This window comes from Nocardia heshunensis (assembly GCF_054782115.1).
In genome coordinates this window covers 1205716-1227342 of sequence record NZ_BAAGTC010000009.1, presented here as the reverse complement: position 1 = coordinate 1227342, position 21627 = coordinate 1205716, and the positions used below count along the sequence as shown (strand labels likewise).

Annotated in this window: 18 protein-coding genes; 15 read left to right on the top strand and 3 right to left on the bottom strand. The window is 67.0% G+C overall.

The features are described from left to right. From ACYVN4_RS33940 to ACYVN4_RS33905, 8 genes are all read left to right on the top strand, one after another. Positions 1-1050, top strand: a complete 1050-nt coding sequence (locus ACYVN4_RS33940; RefSeq protein ID WP_460726202.1) for an MlaD family protein — start codon at positions 1-3, stop codon at positions 1048-1050. Continuing rightward, positions 1047-2069 carry an MlaD family protein gene (locus ACYVN4_RS33935; RefSeq protein ID WP_460726200.1) on the top strand — a complete coding sequence of 341 codons (1023 nt, stop codon included), beginning with the start codon at positions 1047-1049 and terminating at the stop codon, positions 2067-2069. Before ACYVN4_RS33940 ends, ACYVN4_RS33935 begins: the two co-directional genes overlap by 4 nt. Further along, entirely contained in the window at positions 2057-3028 is a 972-nt protein-coding gene (locus ACYVN4_RS33930; protein WP_460726198.1) for an MlaD family protein, read from the top strand. Before ACYVN4_RS33935 ends, ACYVN4_RS33930 begins: the two co-directional genes overlap by 13 nt. Positions 3029-3031: 3 nt before the next feature. Continuing rightward, on the top strand, positions 3032-4123 hold the full coding sequence (locus ACYVN4_RS33925) for an MlaD family protein (RefSeq protein ID WP_460726196.1): 1092 nt from the start codon (positions 3032-3034) through the stop codon (positions 4121-4123). Further along, positions 4120-5181 carry an MlaD family protein gene (locus tag ACYVN4_RS33920; protein ID WP_460726194.1) on the top strand — a complete coding sequence of 354 codons (1062 nt, stop codon included), beginning with the start codon at positions 4120-4122 and terminating at the stop codon, positions 5179-5181. The genes ACYVN4_RS33925 and ACYVN4_RS33920 overlap by 4 nt, the downstream gene beginning before the upstream one ends. Beyond that, complete coding sequence (locus ACYVN4_RS33915; protein ID WP_460726192.1) at positions 5178-6149, top strand: MlaD family protein; 972 nt, start codon at positions 5178-5180, stop codon at positions 6147-6149. The genes ACYVN4_RS33920 and ACYVN4_RS33915 overlap by 4 nt, the downstream gene beginning before the upstream one ends. 27 nt (positions 6150-6176) lie before the next feature. After that, positions 6177-6788 carry a hypothetical protein gene (locus ACYVN4_RS33910; protein WP_460726190.1) on the top strand — a complete coding sequence of 204 codons (612 nt, stop codon included), beginning with the start codon at positions 6177-6179 and terminating at the stop codon, positions 6786-6788. A 93-nt stretch (positions 6789-6881) separates the two neighbouring features. After that, positions 6882-7364 (top strand): DoxX family protein, encoded by a 483-nt coding sequence (locus ACYVN4_RS33905; protein WP_460726188.1) that lies wholly within the window; start codon positions 6882-6884, stop codon positions 7362-7364. On the opposite strand, the gene ACYVN4_RS33900 is transcribed toward ACYVN4_RS33905, so the two are convergent. After that, positions 7307-9127, bottom strand: a complete 1821-nt coding sequence (locus ACYVN4_RS33900) for an alpha/beta hydrolase family protein (RefSeq protein ID WP_460726186.1) — start codon at positions 9125-9127, stop codon at positions 7307-7309. The two genes, ACYVN4_RS33905 and ACYVN4_RS33900, sit on opposite strands and share 58 nt — an antisense overlap. A gap of 237 nt (positions 9128-9364) precedes the next feature. Here ACYVN4_RS33900 and ACYVN4_RS33895 point away from each other — a divergent pair, with 237 nt between their 5' ends. From ACYVN4_RS33895 to ACYVN4_RS33865, 7 genes are all read left to right on the top strand, one after another. Next, the gene (locus ACYVN4_RS33895) at positions 9365-11083 is read left to right on the top strand and encodes a hypothetical protein (RefSeq protein WP_460726184.1); all 1719 of its coding nucleotides are present in this window, start codon (positions 9365-9367) and stop codon (positions 11081-11083) included. Positions 11084-11109: 26 nt separating this feature from the next. Then, positions 11110-12348 (top strand): FG-GAP repeat domain-containing protein, encoded by a 1239-nt coding sequence (locus tag ACYVN4_RS33890; protein WP_460726182.1) that lies wholly within the window; start codon positions 11110-11112, stop codon positions 12346-12348. Further along, positions 12345-12791 carry a hypothetical protein gene (locus ACYVN4_RS33885; RefSeq protein WP_460726180.1) on the top strand — a complete coding sequence of 149 codons (447 nt, stop codon included), beginning with the start codon at positions 12345-12347 and terminating at the stop codon, positions 12789-12791. Before ACYVN4_RS33890 ends, ACYVN4_RS33885 begins: the two co-directional genes overlap by 4 nt. 13 nt (positions 12792-12804) lie before the next feature. Next, positions 12805-13341 (top strand): hypothetical protein, encoded by a 537-nt coding sequence (locus tag ACYVN4_RS33880; protein ID WP_460726178.1) that lies wholly within the window; start codon positions 12805-12807, stop codon positions 13339-13341. 28 nt (positions 13342-13369) lie between these two features. Continuing rightward, a complete protein-coding gene (locus ACYVN4_RS33875) occupies positions 13370-15133 on the top strand; it encodes a hypothetical protein (protein WP_460726176.1) in 1764 nt (587 codons plus the stop codon). Between the two features lie 68 nt (positions 15134-15201). After that, a complete protein-coding gene (locus tag ACYVN4_RS33870) occupies positions 15202-16221 on the top strand; it encodes a nitroreductase family deazaflavin-dependent oxidoreductase (protein ID WP_460726174.1) in 1020 nt (339 codons plus the stop codon). A 73-nt stretch (positions 16222-16294) separates the two neighbouring features. Beyond that, positions 16295-17809, top strand: a complete 1515-nt coding sequence (locus ACYVN4_RS33865) for an HNH endonuclease signature motif containing protein (RefSeq protein ID WP_460726172.1) — start codon at positions 16295-16297, stop codon at positions 17807-17809. A gap of 962 nt (positions 17810-18771) precedes the next feature. Here the strand turns inward: ACYVN4_RS33865 and ACYVN4_RS33860 are convergent. Together ACYVN4_RS33860 and ACYVN4_RS33855 are read right to left on the bottom strand one after the other, a co-directional pair. Next, a complete protein-coding gene (locus ACYVN4_RS33860) occupies positions 18772-20448 on the bottom strand; it encodes a GMC oxidoreductase (RefSeq protein WP_460726170.1) in 1677 nt (558 codons plus the stop codon). Between the two features lie 145 nt (positions 20449-20593). Continuing rightward, on the bottom strand, positions 20594-21592 hold the full coding sequence (locus ACYVN4_RS33855) for an AraC family transcriptional regulator (protein ID WP_460726168.1): 999 nt from the start codon (positions 21590-21592) through the stop codon (positions 20594-20596). Positions 21593-21627: the final 35 nt, after the last annotated feature.

Sequence of the window (21627 nt, the reverse complement as noted above, 5' to 3'; positions counted from 1 at the left end):
ATGCCGAACTATTCGATTCCCGGTGTGGCCGTGAGCCGCACCCGTGCGCGCCTGCTGGGCGTGGTGGTGGTCGCGCTGATCGCGGCGCTGGTGGTGGCCTGGTACGCCTATTCGCATGCGCCGGTCGCCGATCGGGTGCGAATCCAGTTGCGCACCAGCGAGATCGGCGACGGCATCGTGGCGGGCACGACGGTGCGGCTGGACGGGGTGCCGGTGGGACGCATCACCGCGGTACAGCCGGTGGATCAGGGGCGGCAGCTACTCAGCCTGGATCTGGACCGGACGCAGACCTTGGAACTGACCGACACGCTGAGCGTGGACTACGCCCCGGAGAACCTCTTCGGGATCAGCGCGGTCACCGTGCATCCCGGCACCGGCGGCCTACCGCTGCGGGCGGGCATGGTGATCGATCTGGGCGGGCGCGTCGACGATGTCACCATGGGCGCGCTGCTGCGCAGCCTCACCGATACTTCCACGCAGGTGCTGACCCCGAAGCTCACCGAGCTGCTCACCCAGTTCAGTTCGGATCTGCGGGCCTTCGCGCCGATGCTGCGGGCGGTGGTCACGCTGGCCCGCACGGTGTCGGATACCCAGCGCTACCCCTCGTCCTTTCTGATCGACCAGTACGGGTCGTTCCTGCGCGGTTTCGGAGACTTCAGTTCGGCGACCTTCAAGCTCTTCGACAGCATCATGAATATCGAAGTGTTCGTGAATGATCGGGCCAAATACGACGCATCGGTCAATATGATCGCCAATCAGACGTTTCCGGCGGTCGGCGCGCTCGCCGACACCCTGGGCACGTATTTCGGCTCGGCCGCCGACATGTTCGCGCCACTGTTGTCCGCGATGGCGGCGATGGTGCCGGATCCGGCCGCGGCGCAGGCGAATCTGTCGGAGCTGATCGATCGCCTGGACCGGATGTTCGCCGCCGGACCCGACGGGAGCGCGATCAATGTCGCGGTGACCCTGCGCGGGGTGCCGGGGGTGGCGATACCACTGCTGGGTCAGCAGGCGTTCGCCGCGCTCACCGCACCGGGGGCGAGCCGATGAGGCGGCCGACACTGCGGGGCGTGCTGGTGCGGCTGGGGGTGTTCACCGCTGTCATGGGAGTGCTGCTGGCGGTCGTGATCACCGCGATCACGCGGCCGGTCGGCGGCAAGACCGATGGCTACAGTGCCGCATTCACCGATGCCAGCGGGCTGCGTTCCGGGGACGACGTGCGCATGTTCGGGGTGCAGGTCGGCAAGGTCACCGGCATCGAGTTGCGCGGTAATCAGGCGCGGGTGCGGTTCTCGGTGCAGTCCGACCGACCGATCTACACCGCGAGCGTGCTCGCCATCCGCTACCAGTCGCTCACCGGGCAGCGGTACATCGATGTCCGGCAACCGGATTCACCCGGGACGCGGCTGTCGCCGGGCAGCGCCATCGACGTCGACAAGACCGTGCCGTCCTTCGACATCACCCAACTGTTCAACGGTCTGCAACCGGTGCTGCAGGAGTTCTCCCCCGGCGCGCTCAACAAGTTCGCCGAGAGCGTGCTGGCGGTGATCCAGGGTGACGGCACCGGGATCGGGCCCGCCCTGGACGCTTTCGAGAAGCTCAGCCGCTACGTCACCGATCGGCAGACCGTGCTCAGCGCCATCGTGTCCAACCTGCGGTCGATCTCCGATCAGATCGGCGGCAAGTCCCCGTATCTGATCACCCTGCTGCAGGGCCTGGCGGATGTGTTCACGGTCTTTCAGGACAAGGTGGACGGCCTGTTGCAGCTGGCCGCCGTCACCCCGTCCACGCTCGCGCCGCTCAACAGCATCATGTCGATTCTCGGGCTCACGGTCTTCGACAATCCGAGCCTGGACAAGGACATCCGGCAGCTGTTCCCGGATCCGCAGGCCGCGCTGGATCTGCTCGGCACGCTGCCCGGGCTGTTGCAGTCGATGAGCAATCTGCTGCCGCCGGCGGATGTGCCGCCCGGGCAGCTGGAGCTGTCGTGTTCCAAGGGGCAGGCGCAGCTGCCCGCTCCCCTGTCGATTCTCGTTTCCGGCCAAAGGATTTCCGTATGCAATGGCTGAGGAATCGCAGTGACCGGGACCTGCGCTTGGGCCTGTACGGTGCCGCGGCGCTGGTCATGCTGCTGATCGCGGTCGGCGCGCTGTACGCGCTGCCGATCGGGAAGACCACCTATACCGCCGACCTGACCGAGGGTCGCTCGGTGCAGGCCGGGGATGAGATCCGTATCGCGGGGGTGCACGTCGGGAGCGTGAAATCGCTGCGTCTGCTGCCGGATCGGGTACGGATGACCTTCACCGTCAGCGACAATGTCGTGCTCGGCGATCAGACCACCCTGGAAGTGCGCATGCTGACGGTGGTGGGCGGCCATTACGTGGCGGCCTTCCCCGCCGGTGACAAGCCGCTGGGCAAGTCGGTGATCTCGCCGGACCGGGTTCGCCTGCCCTACAGCCTCATTCGCACACTGCAGGACGCCGCCACCCCGATCGCCCAGGTCGACGGGGACACGCTGCGCAAGAACCTGGCGGCCCTGGAAGGTTCGCTGGACGGCAGCCCGGATGCGTTGCGCCGCATCGGCAATGCGACGCAGACCTTCGTCGGCATCCTCGACCGCCAGAATGCGGAGGTCTCGCGCGCGCTGACGGTGACCGACGAATTCCTCACCGCCATCGATAAGAACAAGTCGCTGCTGGGCACGTTCGTGCGCAAGATCGGGCTGCTCGAGACCGAGGGCCTCGGCCAGGCGGCCGCCATCAAGGAGGCGCTGCAGGTAGCGGGTGAACTGCTTGCCCGCATCGCCGGACTCGAACCGACCTGGCGCACCCAGCTGGAGCCGCTGGTGGACAAGCTGCTCGCGGCGCTACCCCAGCTGAAAGATCTGGGGGCACGCCTGGATTCACTGGTGGCGACGCTCACCGGATTGCAGTTGCGGCTGAAGCAGGATGTGACGCCCGCGAGCGGCATCGTGGTGGACCAGTCCGCGGTCACCGTGTGTGTCCCGGTCCCGGGCCGGGGGTGCTGAGGCGTGAAACGCGTACTGGGATCACAAGGTTTCATCACCGCCGTCGGCGTGACGTTGGCGGTGCTCGTCGCGGTGGTGGCCTACCTGATCGCCTTCGATCCACTGAAGAAGACGCAGAGCTACTGCGCGATCATGCCCGACGCCGTGGGCCTCTATCCCGGCAATCACGTCACCATGCTCGGCCTCCCGGTCGGCACCGTGCGCGCGCTGCGCGCTGAAGGGGGCAGCGTGCGCGTCGATTTCGACCTCGAGGCCGATCATCCGCTGCGCGGTGACGCCATGGCCACCACCGTCTCCGACACCCTGCTCGCCGATCGCGACCTGGAGGTGCTGGGCGACAGCAAGTCCCGCACCGACTGGAACCGATCCACCTGCGTCACCAAGACTTTCACGCCCAAGAGCATCACCGACACGCTGCGGGCCTTCACCGGGCTCGCCGATCAGCTCGGCGGCTCCGGCGATCCCGCCGAGAGCAGCCGGGTGCGCGACGCGGTCGCCGCCTTCCAACACGCCACCGACAACACCGGCCAGCAGCTCAATCAGCTGATCAAGGATCTCGGCACCGCGCTGCGGCAGCCCGACGCCGCCATCGGGCATCTGGGCGATCTCATCGACGCCTTCGCCGCGCTGGCCGCGAGCATCTCGGTCAACTGGGCCGACATCAAACACATGATCACCGATTTCGCGCCGGGCATCACCCTGGTGAACGAGGTGTGGGCCAGCGCCGTGCAGCTGCTCAACGGACTGCTGGTGGATTTCCCCATGTTCAACAATATTTCGCACAAGTACGGGCACGAGATCCTCGAGGGGCTCGACGAGATCATCCCGTACCTGAAGCTGTTGTCGGCGAACATCGGCACGCTGAAAAAGATCATCGACATGATTCCGTCGTTGGCCGACGCCTTCGGCCAGACCGTCGATCCGGACACCGGCCAGGTCCGCATCACCTATGCCGCACCGAAGGTCGCGTTGCCACAGGACCTGGCCGACCAGGTGTGTGCCGTGGCGATACCCGGGCAGTGCCGCAGCGCGTCGGGCGGGCTGGCCGCGGTGAATCTCGTCCCCCTCGTGCTCGGACTGGCAGGTGCGCGATGACTCTTTCGGACTACCGCCGCCACGGCCTCTACGCCGGGCTCGCGCTCGGCCTGGCCGCGACCATGACAGGGTGCGCGCTGGATCCGGCCAAGGTACCCATGCCGGGCGCGACGGTGTCGGGCCCCACCTATGCCGTCACCATCGAATTCGCCAATGCCCTGAATCTGCCCGCGCAGGCGAAGGTGGTCGCCAACGGCGCCAAGATCGGCAGCCTGCGCTCGGTGCGAGTGGTCGATCCGTCCGCCGCCGGGCCCGGCCGGGTGGAGGCGGTGGTGGATATTTCTTCCTCGGTGCGCCTGCCCGAGACCACCACCGCGCAATTGCGGCAGAACACCATTCTGGGCGACGTCTTCATCGGCTTGACCACGCCCACCACGGGTTTCGACCACACGATTCCCCCCGGCGGCAGCATCCCGCTGGACCGGACCAAGGCACCGCTGCAGGTGGAGGATCTGCTGGCGGGGCTGTCGCAGTTCATCGGCGGCGGCGCGCTGCATCAGGTGCAGCAGATCATCGACCAGTCCAATGCGGTGCTGCCCGAGCAGCCCGCCGACACCGCCCGCATCTTCGGCACCCTCGGCCACGATATCGAGGACGTGAGCGGCAATCTCGACACCGTCGACCGCTTCCTGGACGGCATACAGGCCAATCTCGGTGCAGTGCTGGACAATCCGCGCCAGCTCGACGAGCTGCTGAGCCCGCGCGGATCGGTGGAGATCCCCGCCGACGCGAACTCACTCATCCAAACCCTCGGCGTGGTCGGCAATCTCAGCATCATCGCCCAGGCGATCCGGTGGCTGGGGCCACTGTTGACCGCCGGTGAGGCCACCGCGAAAGCGTTCGTGCCCTTACTGTTCGGGTCCAATCCGCTGGATCTGAGTGCGCCGTCGAACCTGAATCGGCTCGTGGCGCTGGTGCGCGACAAGGTGGTTCCCTTCGCACAGAAGCCCGAGGTGAACATCACCGGGATCACCGTCGAGGGTGCACCACCGCTGGCCGGTGACCCGCAGGTCGACGCCGTCGCCCGGGCGCTGCGCATGATCGGTCTGGTGCGATGAAGCCGAGTTCCCTTGTCTCGCTGGGCAGCATCATGGTGATCCTGATCGCAGGCACCCTCTACCTCGGTTTTGGGGTGGCCGATGTGCAGTGGTTCCACCGCGAAATCCGCGTCACCCTGTCGGTGCCGGAATCCGGTGGGCTGCTGCCCCGCTCGAAGGTGCTGCTGTCGGGTATCGAGGTCGGGCAGGTGACAGCGGTACGGCACGTCGGGTCCGGCGTCCGGGTCGACTTCCGGGTGGACGCGAAATACCGCATCCCGGTGGGCAGTCCGGCCCGCATCGACGACCTGTCCGCACTGGGTGAGCCGTCGCTGGACTTCCGGCCCACCGGCGGCGACGGACCGTATCTGCGCGACGGCCAGACCGTGCAGGCCGACCAGGTCACCCGGCCGCTGTCCATCCCGGAGGTCGCCAAGACCCTCACCGCCCTGCTGCGACAGGTGGATCCGGCCGCGCTGACCTCTATCGTGGACACCTTCAGCCGCGCCCTGGCCGGGACCGAGCAGATCATTCCGCAGCTCTCGCACTCCACCGATCTGCTGGCCGCCACCCTGCTCAGCCGCACCGACGCCCTACACCGGCTGCTGACCTCCCTGCAGGAGCATGCCACCGATATGTCCTGGGCGGGACCGGCATTGGTGGACGCGTCCGGGCCGTGGGCGGAGTTCGGGCCGCGCGTCGCCGACGTGGCCGAGGCCATTGCCCGGGTCATCCGGGTCGGCGATGTGCCGGGCGACTATCTCGTGGACACCCCGGACACGATCGGGTTGGTGCCGCTGCTCAATCAGCTCACGACCCGGTTGAAGGAACTGGGACCCGCACTCTCACCGTTCATTCCGCTGTTCCAGCCGCTGGTCACCGCGGGCACCGACGCCGCGGGCAAGCTCGATCTCGGCGCCCTGATCACGCAGGCCCTGCACACCACCGGCCCCGACGGGACTCTGCGCCTGCAGATCTCGGTGAAGTAGCCACCACACGAAAACCTGGGAGTAGCAATGGACAAGGACGCGGACACCGAACAGCCTGCTGAGGCCGCAGTGACGACCGAGGCCGCAGTGCCCGCGAAACCGGCCCGCCCGCAACAGCGGACCGTATCGCTGTCGGTGTCGTCGCTGGGCTGGACGGCCGCGGTGGCGGTGCTGGCGATCAGCACCGTGACCGTGTCCGGGTTCCTGATCGCCGCACGCCGCGATATCTCCCACCGCGATGCCCGGGCCGCCGACGACCGGCACGCCGAACAGGTCGCCACCGATTACGCGGTCGGCGCGTCCACGGTCAACTTCGCCGACTTCAACTCCTGGGTGGGCCGGTTGAAGGCGAATACCGCGCCCGCCCTGGCCAACAAGTTCGACACCTCCGCGCCCAAGCTGCAGGAGATCCTGACACCGCTGAAGTGGACCTCCACGGCCGCACCGATCACCGCCAAGGTGATGTCGGAGTCCGCCGGCATCTACAAGGTCAATGTCTTCATCAACGTCACGTCCACCAATGCGCAGAACCCGGACGGCGCGCAGACCACGGTCACCTACAACGTGACCGTGGACAGCGGCTCGGACTGGAAGGTCACCGACGTCGGCGGTATGGACGGCGCGCTCCCCCTCAAATAACTCGGTCCGCTGAACGATCCGGCATGCTGCGTCGTGGTATCAGTCCAGGTGAGGCCCCCTGCTCACCCGAGATCGACCACTCGGAGATGTGTCATGCACCTGTTGACCACGGAGACGCGACCCCGCACCGAACCCACTACGCTCGGCGGGATCGTGCTGGGCCTGTTCCGCATTCTGATCGGCATTTCCTTCGCCCTGCACGGCTATTCCGAACTGTTCGGAAAGCCCGTCCACCCCTACGGCCACCTGCCCGCTCTCTTCAGCTGGCCGCATTGGTGGGCGGGCATCATCGAACTGGTAGCCGGGGCCGCCGTGGCACTGGGCTTGGGCACCCGGCTCGCCGCTCTACTGTGCTCGGGCGCGATGGCCTACGCCTTCCTGACCGTGCACCTGAAACACGGCATCCTGCCGATCGTCAACGGCGGCGAACCGGCGGTCCTGTTCTGCTGGTCGTTCTTCCTCATCGCCGTGCTGGGCCCTGGCATGTTCGCCCTCGACACGCTGCTAGCGCGCCGCGGTCACGGATTGAAGGGGATGGGGGTTCCCGCCGGGACGCAAAGGGCCGGGTCGGCCTGACCGTAGAGCCGTGACAGCGCGACCTTCAACGGTGTGAACAGCAGGGTTTCGGCGTCGTTGCGGCCCGGCGAGGTGATGCAGTAGCTCGGCCCGGCCGCACCCTGGGGCGAGACCTCGGCCGCGGTGGATTCGGAGAGGTTGGCGTCGGGGGTGGTGGCGCGGGCGCAGGCATCCGCGGATTTCTGGATATTGCAGTCGAGCCAGTCGACCGCGAAATGGGTTGAGGCGGCCCAGGATCCGACTGCGCGCGGCGTGGCGAAGTCGATGTTCGAGGTGTCGCCGTGGCTGCCACCCTTCAGCACCAGGAATTGCAGGGGCGCGTTGTCGCGGGCATTGGCGCGGACCCAGTCGTACCAGGATTTGCCGCCCAGCGGACCGTCGGTCGGGTCGAAGCCGATGTGCGCACCGGCGAGATTGATGTCATTGACGGGGAAGACGCCGCCGATGGTCACGCCGGGGATGTCGGTGTCGGCGGTCTGGATCTGGGTGGGCACATTGCCGAAGCTCGGTTCGAAGCCCGACATGAGTACCGCCGCAGCGGGTTTCGGGAGCGGACGGCCATCCATGCCCTGCCCCTGGCCGATGTCGTAGAGGTAGTGGCTGGTGGCGATGGATCCCATGGACTGCGCCATCAGCCCGATCCGGTCGGTGTCGACGAGATCCAGCAGGGGGTTGCGGTCGTTGTCACCGGCGGGGGCATACGCGGGGTCGTAGCGTTGACCGACGCGCGGAATGTGCACGGTGTTCCAGAAGCCGACCAGGTTGGAGGTGTCACCGAGCAGGGTTTGAGTGTCGGATGCGGGGAGAATGTCGTCGCCGACCACCCAGCGCACCACGTCCTCGATGTCTCGGCACGGGCCCGACGCGAAGCAGTGCGGGGTGTTGTAGGGCACGACCTCGTCGAGAACCGTGCCGTCGCTCGCACCCTGCCCGGCCTCGTCGTAGGTGAGTCCGATGTAGCCGTGCCGGACCGCGGTCATGGTGTAGGCGTAGTACGAAGACTGCGGCACCACAGCGCCATTGGAGAACACCGTCATCGGGAACTTGCGGCCCGGATTCGGTCCGAGCGCGTCCTCGGGCAGCCACAGTGTCGCCGCCATGCGCAGGCCGCGCGAGTTCACGATCTGGATCTTGCGGGCCTCGCCGAGTTTGAAGTCCGCGCCCGGGGTGTCGCCGGGAACGCAGTCGCCGCTGCGGGTTTCGTAGAGCACGGTGTCGTCGGGCTGGATGCAGGGGTAGCGGAACGCGCCGGTGAGTCCGACATTGCCGGGGCTGGTGGTCGGCGAGTCGCCGTCGAGGACATTGTCGGCGGCGTCGCCGAAGACGCCGCTGTGACTCCAGTTCGGCAGGAACAGCCGGTTCGCCGGAATCGGTTGTGCGCCCAGGGCGGTCGGGAGCTGACGGACGGTTTCGTCGAGCACCTTCTGGATATTGTCGCGCAGCTTCTGCTGCCCGTCAGGACCCTGGTACTGCACGGGATCCAGCATGGGCGCCAGGTCGGCGAAGGCTCGGCCGGGCAGGCTGGTCAGGTGGGCGATCCAGTACTGCCATTCGGCCGGCTGCGCCCAGTCGTGCTGATAGCCCTGCAGCAGCATGGCCATGTTCTGCAGGATGTAGGCCGGATCCACGACATCGGGGGTGGCGGGTGCGGTCGCCGCGGGTTCGGGCGGGTCGGCGACGGCGGGGGCGGCGGCGCAGCCCAGCAGGCCGACGGCGAATAGTGCCGTGGCGCAGCGAATCCGAGCCCGGGTCGAAACGTTCACGATGGGTCCCTCCTCTTTGTTCCGCGGTGCATCAGACAGTGAAATCCAGGACGCGCACCGGGCACGAGGGCGTGATCAGCCAAGTTGTTGTCGTTATCAGCCGCCGGGAATCTGTCGATTTATGTCAACCACCTGTCTTCCGGCGAACTGCCCCGCGGTTGTCTGAGCCAGTTCAATTCGTAGAGACCCGGGTCACAGTCGACCCGGGCCGCGAACGAGGTGAACCAGGAGGTCCGGGTGCGTAGAGCCCGTCGTATTCGTGGTCTGGCAGCGCTGCCGGCGGTGGCGTTGCTGGCGCTGGGCGGACTGTCGGCCGCCCCCGCGCAGGCCGACGCCTATCCCGGGCCGCAGCCGCCGGACCCGTCGTACGTGTTCACCGAGATCGGGCAGCTGTTCACCGGGACCTTCGTCGACGCGATGACACCCGGGCAGCTCCAATACTTCGTGCAGGCAGGCATTCTCGATACGGCGGGCCGGTTGTCCGAGCCGTTCGTGGACCTGACCAAGCCCGAGACCTGGCACACCCCGCAGGGCGCGTCGGGTGCCGCGGCGGCCGCGCAGAAGTTCTGGGATGCGCTGACCCATGTCGCGCCGTTCGGGCTCGGGCTGCCGACGCATCCGGCCTACATTCCGGACTGGAATCACAACGGGCGCTTCGGTGTCGCGGACGCCGACGACGCGCTGCACGACGACGACTACGACGATCCGGGCTACGCGCAAGCGCAGTACCGGCTGCCGTGCAACAACCCCGACGGCACGGTGTGGTTCGAGACCGAGGACGGCTCGTGTGCCCCCGCCGAATCCGGGGCGGCGTTCAAAGAGGCCACTGTGAAGAAGTTCCGGATCGTGAACGCGCGCGGAATCTCGTTGGCGGGCAAGGTGTTCTTCCCCGCCGGTGTCGATCCGGATCATCCCGATACCAAGAAGTATCCGGTGACCATCGGCTTCCCGGGCGCGTCGGAGCATCAGAGCGATGTGGGCATGTACGCGATGGGCGCGGCCCGCAACGGCTTCATCAGCTTCACCTTCGCGCAGGCCGGGCAGCCGGGCAGTGACGGCAACGCGCTGGATCTGATCACGCCGCTGCTGGCGTCGTGGGGTTGCTTCGCGCCGGGTTCGTGCCTGGACGCGCAGGATGTGACGCGCTGGGTCGCGGGGCAGGACATCACGGCCATCAGCGATCTGAACAATGAGGTCGGAAACCTGCTGCGCCTGCAGAATCCGCGCCTGGTCCGGATCAATCCGGCGTATGCGCCCGAGGGCGAGAATCAGCGCAATCCGTGGCTGGATCTGCTGGATCTCGACCACATCAACCTGTGGGGTCAGTCGGTCGGCTCGATCGGCATGTCCTCGTATCTGCGCTGGCAGGATCAGGGCCACGGCTACGACGGCCGGCCGATCCCCCGGGTCGACTCGTTCGTAGGGATGTCCGGGTTCACGCAGTCGGTGGCGTCGGCGGCGGTGCAGTACCAGACCGCCGATCTCGATATCCCCGGGCTCAACGAGAACGGTCTCATCATCCCGAATCCGATCCTCTCGGCGACCGACGGCCCGATCGGCACCAAGGACCTCTACGACTTCGAACGGCGCGACCCGCGCAGCACCTCGCCGATGATGACGGTCACCTATGAGGGCGGCAGCCACGGCGACTCCATCAACTGGCTGGGCGTGCCGCACAACGTGAAATCGCCTGCGCTGTCGGTGCATTACGCCATGTCGTGGTTCAACTGTTACGGCCGCGCCGACACCGATCAAGCGGCCTGTGACGCGCTGAGCACGCCGATCGACGGCCTGTCGCGGGCGGTGGCCACCGAGTACGCGCCGCAAGGCCACGACGGGCCGAGCCTGTGCGTGACCATCCCCGACCGCGCCACCCTCGAGCAGGTGCTGCGGCCGCAGATCTTCCTCCAGAACCTCACCTCCAGTCCCGGCTGGCACGACTGCACCCCGCAGTGACGCCGAATTCCTCAGGAAAGCAACACATGTCGAAACACAAGACGCTGCTCACCACCGGCGCGCTGGCGGCCTCGCTGGCGCTGGCCGGGCTGAGCGTGCCGGGCGTGGTGAGCGCCGCCCCGGACACCGGGTCCAGCCTCACCGGGTCCACGGGACCGGATCCGGTGTTCGAGGATTCGGTCGAGTACTACGCGGGCGGGCTGGGCGCCGGGTACGGCTCGCAGACCATGGCCACGGGCGACTTCTTCCACGACGGCAATCAGTCGGTGGCCGCCACGGGCGTGGCGGGCGGGGTCGCGATCCTGCGGGGCGACGGGCACGGTCATTTGCACCGAACCCAGTTCATTCCCACCGAGATCGGCGCGAACGCCGTGGTCGCGGGCGATCTGCGGGGCACCGGGAATCTGGACCTGGTGGTGAGCAATCAGCTCAGCATCACCGTGCTGTTCAACGACGGCAGCGGCAATTTCACCGTCGACCGGGTGTACTCACGCGACCCGAATCCCAATGTCACCTACCGCACCGGCGGGCTGCCGGTGGGTGTGGAGCTCGGCGATTTCAACCACACCGGGCATCTGGATCTCGCCTTCAACAATCTGGTGCCGGCGCCCGGCGCGATCGGCGTCATGCACAACGACGGCACCGGTCACTTCGCCGAACCCCAGTGGCTGGCAGCGGGTTTGATCCGCTCCACGGTGCTGGTCGCCGATGTCGACAATGACGGCTACGACGACATCATCACCGGCGATCTGGGCACCACCGGGTTCTGGGTGCTGATCAACGACCATCACGGCGGGTTCCTGCCGCCGCGCTGGAATCTGCTGCCGCTGCCGGACGAAGACCTCAAGGTCGTCGACATGGACGGCGACGGCAATGTCGATGTCATCTCCGCGAATGTCGCCGCATTCAGCTTCTCGATCATGTACGGCGACGGCCACGGCAATTTCGGGCCGCCGCAGATGACCTTCGGCCCGATCGCCCCGTGCGCCATCGCGATCGGCGACTTCACCGGCAGCGGTCGCAAGGATATCGCCGCGATGCAATACGTTCCGTCGACCGCGATGGTCTATCGCAACAACGGCGACCGCACCTTCAGCTATGTCGAGCAGCACACGATCGGGCTGGGTTCGCAGGCCGGTGAGGCCGCGCACCTGGACAACGACCGCCATGACGACATCATCACGATGAGCATGCTGTCGGAGTCCGTGGCCGTGCTGCGCAACCGCATTCCCCTCAATCCCGATGAAGGACAACAGGATCGATGAAGAGCATGATCACGGCCGGGCTTGCGGTGACCGGGAGCGCCCTCGCTGTCACCGCGTCGCTCGGCGCACCCGGGGCGAACGCGGTGGAGCCGATGCTGTCGTGGGGCACCAGCTTCGGCGGCACCAGCATCAACCACCTCACCACGGCCCCGGCCGGTGCGGTGTTCGACGGTGACATCGGCACGCTGACCCCGGCCGTCGCACCGGGAGTGCTGGGTGTGCTGGCGACAACCGCTGGCGGGCACTGTGTTTCGGGACAGTACGCCTTCTATCCCAAGGACGGCAGCGCACCGGAGTTGGTACCGGTGGGCACCACCTGCGGACTGCCGGTGATCTACGCGATCACCGCGAGCCGTCCCGCGGGCGTGTACGCCGAGGTGTGCGCGGAGATCACCACCGACCCGTACCGGACTCGCACCTGCCTGCGTTTCCCCAACGACTGACGAAAGCCCTTTCATGACTGCCTCTTTCACCCGCCGGATGCTGTCCGGCGCGGCCCTGGCCGCCCTCGCGGTGGTGCCCGCCACCCCGGCGCTCGCCGATACTCCCGCCCCGGCCGACGCTCCCCCGCCTGCGGTCAACGAACCGGCAGCGCCGCAGCCCGCACCGCTGCCACCGGGCCTGAGCACCAGCGCCGGGTGGCTGCCGCCGCTGAACTTCAACGTCAACCTGGCCGGATTCGACTTCAAGCACACCGATCTCACGCCGGAGTGGGCCACCTACGACGCGGGCAACTGGTATGTCAGCCCCGACCTGCCGATCTGGACGCTGGGCTGGCTGGCCGATCTCAAGCTGGGCGACCCGAACGGTGTGGACGCCGAGATGACGCTGTATCTCAAGGACGGCACGCAGGAGGTGGTCCCGCTGCACTCGAACCTGAGCATCTGGAACTACCTGTCGAAGCATCCGGGCCGCGACTACGCCATGGTGTGCCATCGCGCCATGCAGCCCGGAGATGCCGGGCAGCGCACCTGCTTCCGCTTCGTCAACTGACCGACACGACAACAGAGGTATCCCACCGATGCGATCCCCCACCCGCCTGCGCGGCCGGACGGCCCTGCGCAGTCTGACGACGTTGACCGCCGTGGCGGTCACGACCTCGAGCTGCCTGGTCGCGGCCGGTCTCGCCACCGCCGAAACACCCGGGCGCACCGAGCAGGTCGTCGAGAACTGGGGCGGCATCGAGGTCCGCGAGATCACCCTGGACAGCCCGATGCTGCCGTCCGCGGGCCCACACCCGCCGGAATGCGACAAGATCAGCTACCTGCGCTACAAGCTCACGGACGGACCCGAGGATCCCGAGCAGGCCGACGCCGTGCTGGTGATGCAGCCGGGCGCGACCGGCAGCGCGTACTCGATGGATCGAGTGGCGCGAAACACGCTGCACCGGTTGGCCGGAGAGGACAAGAAGGCGGAGTGGTGGTCCATCGCCCGGCGGGGCGTCTGCCAGCAGGACAACACCGGCATCGACGCCGCCCGCGCGGCCGGGGATTATCGCCTCGCCCTCGATTACTACTACAACGGCAAGGAGATCGACGGGAAGACGTTCCCGGGCTGGCGCGGGCTGTGGGGCGACAAGATGGGCGCGGACTTCGGTGTCGCGCAGACCTCGCAGGACGAGTACGAGCTGCTCACCCGGGAACTGCCCGATCAGGGGTTCCGGCAGACGAAGACGTTGTGCGGCGGGCATTCCCAGGGCGGACTGCTGACCGGGCTTTTCGCGGCCACGGACTTCACCGGCAACCGGGCCGATGCGGGGTACAACCAGTGCGCCGGATTCGTCGCGCTGGATACGCTGGTTACCGCGGACCCGGTGGGTTTGAAGGTCGATCCGCTGTTCGCCAAGCTCAGCGAGCTGGGAACGGCGCTGCCGGAGGCGATTTCGACGGCGCTGCTGAAGTTCGGCCTGGCACCGGCCGACAATGCGCTGATCCCGATCTTCAACCCGCAGACGTTCAACGCGCTGGCGATTCTCGGGCTGGCCGCCCAGTTCGAGCCCGACGCCGAATCCGATGTGCTGAAACGTCTTCCGGTGACGTGGGGGTTGGACAGCACCTTCCGTGTCGGCGGCGCCAACACCTGGGCCGACTTCCTCACCGGCGCGAACAACCTGCGTGACTTCCGCTTCACCAATCAGGCGGCGTTCGGCGAGCTCCTCAGCAAGAACGGCATGAACATCGGCCTGGACCAGGTGAGCCTGGGCACGCTGGCGGGTGGCCCGGTGGAAGAGAAGACCTTCCCGCTACCGGATGGGCTACAGAACATTCCGCTCGTCGGCCTGGGTGTGGGTGGCGCGCTCGGACACGAGAAGCGGGTGGGCCCGGTCGATCCGAACACGCTCTACAGCTGGGACGACTACCGCCACACCCCGACCACGTTCTACACCGACCCGTCCAAGGAAGTCGTCGACATCAACGACTTCGCCCGAATGGTCACCGGGCCACTGGGATTCACCGAATGGTATTTCCCGACCCGGGTGCTGTACGACACGTTCCTCGCGCTGGGCGGCAGCCGGACCGGTTCGCTGTCGAACATCAAGTACAACGCCGAGGTCATGCAGAAGCCGATGATCACCATCAACGGCAGTGACAGCATCGTGCACGACATTCTCGACGCCCAGGATCTGGCGGCCTCGATCATCCCGACGGCACCGCACTTCCAGCGGGTGATCGTGCCCGGCTACACCCATATCGACACGCTCGCCGGGGCGGAGACCCAGAACGACGGCAGCCCCGACCCGGTCGGCGTCGCCATCGCCGATTTCACCGCCCGCACCGTCGGCTGAGGCCGAAACTCCTTGGCCGAGGATGTAACTCCTCGGCTGACGCCGCACTCTCTCACGAAGGAATCGCCGTGATCGTCAAAACCGATGTCGCGGCTCGACTCGACGCCTCGCCGCACTGGCGGGGCGCTCGCGCCGAGCTCGCTCCCGAGCTCGGGCGGTTCCGCAGCACGCACACGTTCACCTGGCTGGCATCCCGCGCCGGGGGCGGGATCGGCGGCGGCGGACGGGTCAAGCTGCTCGAGGTGATGGGACTGAGCGGGGCGATGGCGCTGTGCTACGCCCCGCTCGGCCTGCGGGTGGTGTTGCGCAGCAGGCTGTCTCGCGTCGACTGCGAGCTGGCGACGCTGCGCACGGCTTGGAACGCACGGGCCCGCTACGAATGGCATCACCACGTGTACGCCTCACGTTTCAGCGGGTTGTCACTGGAGACGGTGGAGCGCGTCACCCGCGGCCCCGATGCGCCGGGTTGGACACCGGCCCAGCGGATGCTGATACACGCCGTGGACGAACTCTGCGCCGACCGGATGATCAGCGAGCCGACCAGCGCGGCTCTACTGCAACATCTTTCGCATGCCCAGCTGGTCGACCTGTGCATGCTGGTCGGTCACTACGACATGCTCGCCATGCTGCTCATGACCTTCGGTATCGAACCCGAAACCGAGACCTGGCGGCGCGGTCCCCTGCGCTGGCTGCGCGACACCACGACCGGGGACGGGATCGCGCCCGCATGGCTACCGGCGTTCAACCGACGCGTCACCAACCGCGTGGCGCGCCTCTACGCCGGAAAACTGCCGCCCTACAGCCTGATTCACCACCGGGGGCGCAAATCCGGGACGCCTTTCACCACCCCCGTCGTGGCCCACTACGACGACTCCCTCCTCATCGTTCCCCTTATATATGGCACGAACGCCGACTGGGTCCGCAATATCCTTGCCGCGGACGGTGGTTCCGCGACTTACCGCCACCGGACTGTCGGCTTCAAGAATCCACGGCTGGTCGATGCCGCTGGCGCAACCGACCTCCCGGTTCGCGCTCGCCGCTACACCCGCCTGATCCAGGTACTCGTCGCCGATCTTGACACGGCCTAACTTCGATCGAATTATGTTGCCATACTGGACATTTCGGGTTCCCAGGGGTGTTGCGCGGCGGTAGAATTAGCACATGCATTCGAAGGGGGATCGACTCGACACCTGCGGCATCACCACCTTGGTGACAGCAGTCCAACAACTCACCGACGCCGTCCAGCACGACGGCCTGAACTCACTGCCCGACTCTGCTTTCATGGAGTTCCTGCGCGACCTCGAAACCTGCAAACGCCAACTCTCCGCCCTGGATTCACCCCTCATCATCGAGATCGCCAACCGCGGCCTCGCCCAGTCCACCGGTGCAGGCTCGTTGAAGGAGTTCCTCCGCCAAACCCTCGGCCTGTCCCGCTACGACGCCGCCGGCCGCGTGAAGATCACCGAGGCCTGCGGCGAATTCCTCACCTCCACCGGCAAGCCCCGTCCGGTAGCCCTGTCTGCAACCGCGGAAGCCTATGAGTCAGGCGCAATCTCACGCGACCACGTCCGCCACCTGGTGGAGGTCATGACTCACCTGCCCGCCGACATCGCCCCCGAGGCTTACGCCGAAACCGAGCAGCACTTGCTCGAGCACTGCTTGACCGGCCACCCCGACGACCTGCCGAAGATCGGCCGCGAAATCCTCGCCCGCCTCGATCCGGAAGGCACCGTCATCTCCGACGCCGACCGTCGCCGCCGTCGCGGCATCACGATCGGCCGCCCAGGTGTGGACGGCATGTCGAAGATCGAGGGCTGGCTGACCCCGGAACTGCGCGCCTACCTGGATGCCTTCCTGGCCAAGTACGCGCGTCCGGGCATGTGCAACCTCGACGACGCCGAACCGCTTGCCCTGTCGGTCAAGTCGATCGACTCGAAGGTTCTCGACGACGCCGCCCGCCGCGACCGTCGTGACGCCGGTCAGCGCACCCACGACGCGTTGTACGCCCTGCTGCAGCCTGCTGCCCCGGCCGCTCCGGGCAAGTGCGCCGCCGAGAGCGGCGAGCCTGCAACGTGCGACATGCCCGGTGCGGCAACCGGGTTCGGTCAGCACCGTGGCCTCAAGACCCAAGTCATCCTCACCATGAGCCTGGCCGATCTGGAGCGTGGTGCGGGCCTGGCGACCACCGCCACCGGCGGGCACGTCTCGATCAACGAAGCCTTGAAGATGGCGGCAGGCACCCGCCCGGTGCTGGCAGTGCTTGACGCGCACGGCATTCCACTGTTCCTGGGCAAGAGCCAGCGTCTCGCCAGCCCCGGCCAACGCCTCGCCCTCATCGCCCGCGACAAGGGCTGCACGCGTCCCGGCTGCGATGCACCCGCCTCGATGTGCGCGGCTCACCACATCACCGACTGGGCCGACGGCGGTCCTACCGATCTGTCGAATCTTGCTCTGGCGTGCGATCACTGCCACGCGTTGGTCAACGATTCCGCCGATGGCTGGAAGACCGTGGTCATGGGTAAGGATTCCGGCTTCTCGGGCCGCTGCGGCTGGATCGCGCCGAAGCATGTTGATCCGTCCGGCACGCCACAGGTGAACCAGCGTCATCACTTGGCTGGGTTGGCAGCAGCGGCGGTGGATTCCAGTTGCCAACAGTGGGGTTCACGGGTCGCATGAACCCCGGGCCGCGGATGTACAGCTGGCGTTCGCAGGGCAATGGAGGTGTGGTGGCGTCGCCTGCCCTACCGGACTTGGGCTGACGCCAAGCCGCCTACCGTCAGCCGCCGATCCCGGCCCACGGACTGCACGCATCACCTTCTCGAGACAAGACCCAAAGAACCAAAGCCCAAAGAACCAAAGAGCCAAAAGCCTAGAGACTCGAGACAAGCCGGATCTCTCCACTCTGCGTTGCAAGCCTTCTCGAACGTTCTTTGACAACTCCATAGAGCACTGAAATCCCGGTAGCGGTAGCCGTCACCACTTCCTTATTGGCCGTAGCCACCGCCTTCCGGGCGGCGATCCGCTTGTTCCGCGTGAAGGAACGATCGGGCCGCACACCCGTACCGCACCGTCGACCAGGTCTAAAAGCGGCGTGGAAGCCTACTTCGGCCAGTCGGATCGCGATGTACTGCGGGCGCTCGTCCGCTCGGTATTCGAAAGCCACCACCGGCCAGCAGATTCAGAGCGCGGCCAGACCACCGCGCTGATCGCCCGCCCCGCCCGCCCACCCACCGTTCCCGCACGCGCCGCGCCCCGTGAGCGGATCCGGAAACGCGGCTACGCCGCCCGCCCGAGCCCGCCAGCCGGTGCGCAAACGCGGCTACGCCGCCTACCCGCGCACCCTGTATCGGTTCCGCACTGAACCTGTTTTCGCTCTTCGTCCTTGTTCTTTGACAGCCACCCCGGGCCGATGAACGGCCGAGCCGTGAGGCGGCTGGTACCGCCGGTATGCGAGCCCAACCCAGCCCCGTCCTATCTCCTTCTCCTGGCGCCTTTTGTCTTTTCCGCTTTTCTTCTTTGGCTTTTGTCCGTCAGCGCTGAGCCGGACGAAGGTGGGCCGCCTGCCCACGCCGGGCCGACGAACGGCCGAGCGATAGGCGGCTGGGACCGGTGGTGGGCGAGCCCAACCCAACCACGTCCTATCTCCTCCTCCTGGCGTCTTTTGTCTTTGAGGCTTTTGTCTTTGAGGCTTTTGGTTTTGCGGGGTGGATGTGGGACATGGCGGCTTCGGTCATGGCGCAGATGGTGAGGCTGGGGTTTACGCCTACGTTGGCGGGGACTGCGGAGCCGTCGCAGACCAGGAGGTTGGTGTAGCCGAAGACTCGGTGGTGGCGGTCGATTACGCCTTGGGTGGGGTCGCGGCCGATTACTGCGCCGCCGAGGAAATGGGCGGTCATGGGGGCTGAGCCGAGGGTTTCGCCGAGGGAAGCCAGGGGGCGGCCGTTCATGCGGCGGGCGGCGAGGGTGGAGATTTGGCGGGCGATGTCTATGGCGGAGATGCCGTCGGGGGGTGTTCCGGTGGATTCGGTTTGGAGGCGGCCGGGGCCGAATCCTCTTCGTAGGCGTAGGGATACGTCGGTGCCGCGCATGACGGTGAAGATGATGGTGCGGCGGGACCATTGCCGGGTGCGGAGCAGTTGGAGGAGGTAGCCGGGGTAGGTGCGGAGGAATTGGGCCCAGCGGCCAAACGCGGTGTGAGCGGTGGTGGCGGGGCCGTAGGTGAGGGCTAGGAGGCCGCCACCGTCGCCGTAGGTGTTGTTGGTGACGTGGGTGTGGTCGTCGAGGAAGATGCTGGAAGTGATGGCGACGTCGCTGCGGTAGTCGGAGTCACGGGCCAGAGTGGTGGCGGCGGGGATGGATTCGTCGTTGGTGCGGACCACATCGCCGAGCCGGTCGGACAGGTCGGGTAGGGAACCACGGCGCTTGCAGGCGGCCAGTAGTTCGTTGGTACCCAAGGCGCCGGCGGCGACCACGATCCCGCGAGCGGTGAATTCCCTGGCACCGCTTCGCAGTAGACCCGGCCGATGCGCTCGTACCCGGTATCCGCAGGCCCCGGAGCGATCACCGAGTGGGATGATGTCGACCACCTTGAGCTCGGGAACGACCGTGGCACCGGCTTTCTCGGCGAGCCAGAGATAGTTCTTCGGCAGGCTGTTCTTCGCCCCGTACCGGCACCCGAGCATGCACTGCCCGCACCGCACGCATCCGGTGCGCTCCGGGCCCACCCCGCCGAAGTACGGGTCCGGCACCGTTTTGCCACTCTCGCCGAAGTAGACGGCGGTCGGCGTGTGCCGATACCCCTGCGGCACACCGAGTTCGAGTGCCAGCTCACGCATGAGCCCGTCGACGGCCCGCTCTCCCTGATACGGCTCGACCCCGAACATGCGTCGCGCGGTGTCGAAGTGTGGCGCCAATTCCGTTCGCCAGTCGGCCAGTTCACCCCATTGCGGATGCCGGTAGAACTCGTCGCCCTGCGGTTGGTACATGGTGTTGGCGTAGACCAGGCTCCCGCCGCCCACCCCGACCCCGGCCAGCACCATGGCGTGCCGATAGGGCGCGAGCCGCAGGATGCCGCGCAGGCCGAGGCTCGGCAGCCACAGGAATCGCCTCAGCTGGGTGGCGCGTTCGGCGAAGTCGGTGTCGGCGAAGCGGCGACCCTGTTCGAGGACGCCGACCCGGTATCCCTTCTCGGACAGCCGTAATGCGCTGACGCTCGCCCCGAATCCGCTGCCGACGACGAGCCAATCGAAGTCGAAGCCCTCGCCTTCGAAACCGTCGGCCTCGAAACCCTCGTTCCCGGATTGGGAATTTTCCACGTCGCAACCTCCGCGCAGCCGATGTCCCGGGGACGCTATCGGTGCACGGGTGGCCCCGACCAGCGCCGTCGCGGCCTGGCGATTGACATTTCTTGTCTGAAACGCCAATTCTTCGAAAGAGCTACGCCGGTTCGAGCAACCCGGTCTATGCCGGTTCGAGCAATCGGGCCGGGGCACGACCGTGGCGGGCGCGGTATTCCTGTGGCGGGCAACCCTTCCACCGCCGGAAGGCCCGGATGAACGAGGCGGCTTCCGCATAACCCAGCCGCGCGGCGACCTGTTCGGTGGTCATATCGGTGTGGTCGAGCAGTTCTTCCGACAGCGTCTGACGGATCTCGTCCAGCAGTGCCCGGAAGGAGGTGCCCTCCTCGGCCAGCCGTCGCGACAGCGTGCGCGGGCTGATGAACAGCTCGGCCGCCACCGCTACTTGATCGGGGATCCGGCCCGGGTCGCGCAGCAGCAGATCGCGGACCTCTCCCGCCACCCCGGTGCGTGCCTGGCGGCGGTCCAGCAGGTCGCGGCACAGTTGCTCGCAGGTGCTGCGCGCCCACTCGTTGGCCTGGGGCAGCGGCACATCCAGGTAGGCCGCGTCGAACACGAATTCGTTTCGGGCGGCGTCGAATTCGGGTTCCAGGCCGAAGACCTCCCGGTAGCGCGTGGTGTCGGCGGGGCCGCGATGCCGGAAGGTCATGCGGGACACCGGGACTCCGCCGGGGAACAATTCTCGCGCGAGCATCAGGATGCCGGTCATCACCCGCTCGGTGAGGAAGCCGCGCACGTCGGCGGGGACCTCGCTGTCGTCGAGCACCAGCCGCGCCTCGGTCTCGGTCTCCTCGAAGTCCAGCTGTCCGAACGCGAAGGCGAGCCCCACGTACCGCAGCGCCACCTCGACCGCATCGCGCAGGGTGCGACTCGACAGCATGGCCAGACCCCACGGCCCGTAGAGCGAGATGTGGTACTCGCTGCCCGCTTCCACACCCAGCCCGGCCTCGTGGCCGAAGCGGGTGAGCAGATTGCGGACCACGGCGAGCTCCTGGCGCGCGGTGACCGTCGCATTCGGATCGATCATCGCCTCGGGCAGCAGCCCGCTGCCCGCCAAGCATGCCGTCGCCGGCATTCCCCGTTCCTCCGCGATCCGCGTCATGATGTGAACGCTGGAGGTGTTCCTCGATAAATCCC

Bases quoted from the DNA above. Each gene is read 5' to 3' on its own strand.
- ACYVN4_RS33920 (WP_460726194.1), top strand. From the start codon at position 4,120: ATGACTCTTTCGGACTACCGCCGCCACGGCCTCTACGCCGGGCTCGCG.
- ACYVN4_RS33875 (WP_460726176.1), top strand. From the start codon at position 13,370: ATGCGATCCCCCACCCGCCTGCGCGGCCGGACGGCCCTGCGCAGTCTG.
- ACYVN4_RS33910 (WP_460726190.1), top strand. From the start codon at position 6,177: ATGGACAAGGACGCGGACACCGAACAGCCTGCTGAGGCCGCAGTGACG.
- ACYVN4_RS33930 (WP_460726198.1), top strand. From the start codon at position 2,057: ATGCAATGGCTGAGGAATCGCAGTGACCGGGACCTGCGCTTGGGCCTG.
- ACYVN4_RS33915 (WP_460726192.1), top strand. From the start codon at position 5,178: ATGAAGCCGAGTTCCCTTGTCTCGCTGGGCAGCATCATGGTGATCCTG.
- ACYVN4_RS33855 (WP_460726168.1), bottom strand. From the start codon at position 21,592: ATGACGCGGATCGCGGAGGAACGGGGAATGCCGGCGACGGCATGCTTG.
- ACYVN4_RS33890 (WP_460726182.1), top strand. From the start codon at position 11,110: ATGTCGAAACACAAGACGCTGCTCACCACCGGCGCGCTGGCGGCCTCG.
- ACYVN4_RS33940 (WP_460726202.1), top strand. From the start codon at position 1: ATGCCGAACTATTCGATTCCCGGTGTGGCCGTGAGCCGCACCCGTGCG.
- ACYVN4_RS33865 (WP_460726172.1), top strand. From the start codon at position 16,295: ATGCATTCGAAGGGGGATCGACTCGACACCTGCGGCATCACCACCTTG.
- ACYVN4_RS33905 (WP_460726188.1), top strand. From the start codon at position 6,882: ATGCACCTGTTGACCACGGAGACGCGACCCCGCACCGAACCCACTACG.
- ACYVN4_RS33885 (WP_460726180.1), top strand. From the start codon at position 12,345: ATGAAGAGCATGATCACGGCCGGGCTTGCGGTGACCGGGAGCGCCCTC.
- ACYVN4_RS33935 (WP_460726200.1), top strand. From the start codon at position 1,047: ATGAGGCGGCCGACACTGCGGGGCGTGCTGGTGCGGCTGGGGGTGTTC.
- ACYVN4_RS33880 (WP_460726178.1), top strand. From the start codon at position 12,805: ATGACTGCCTCTTTCACCCGCCGGATGCTGTCCGGCGCGGCCCTGGCC.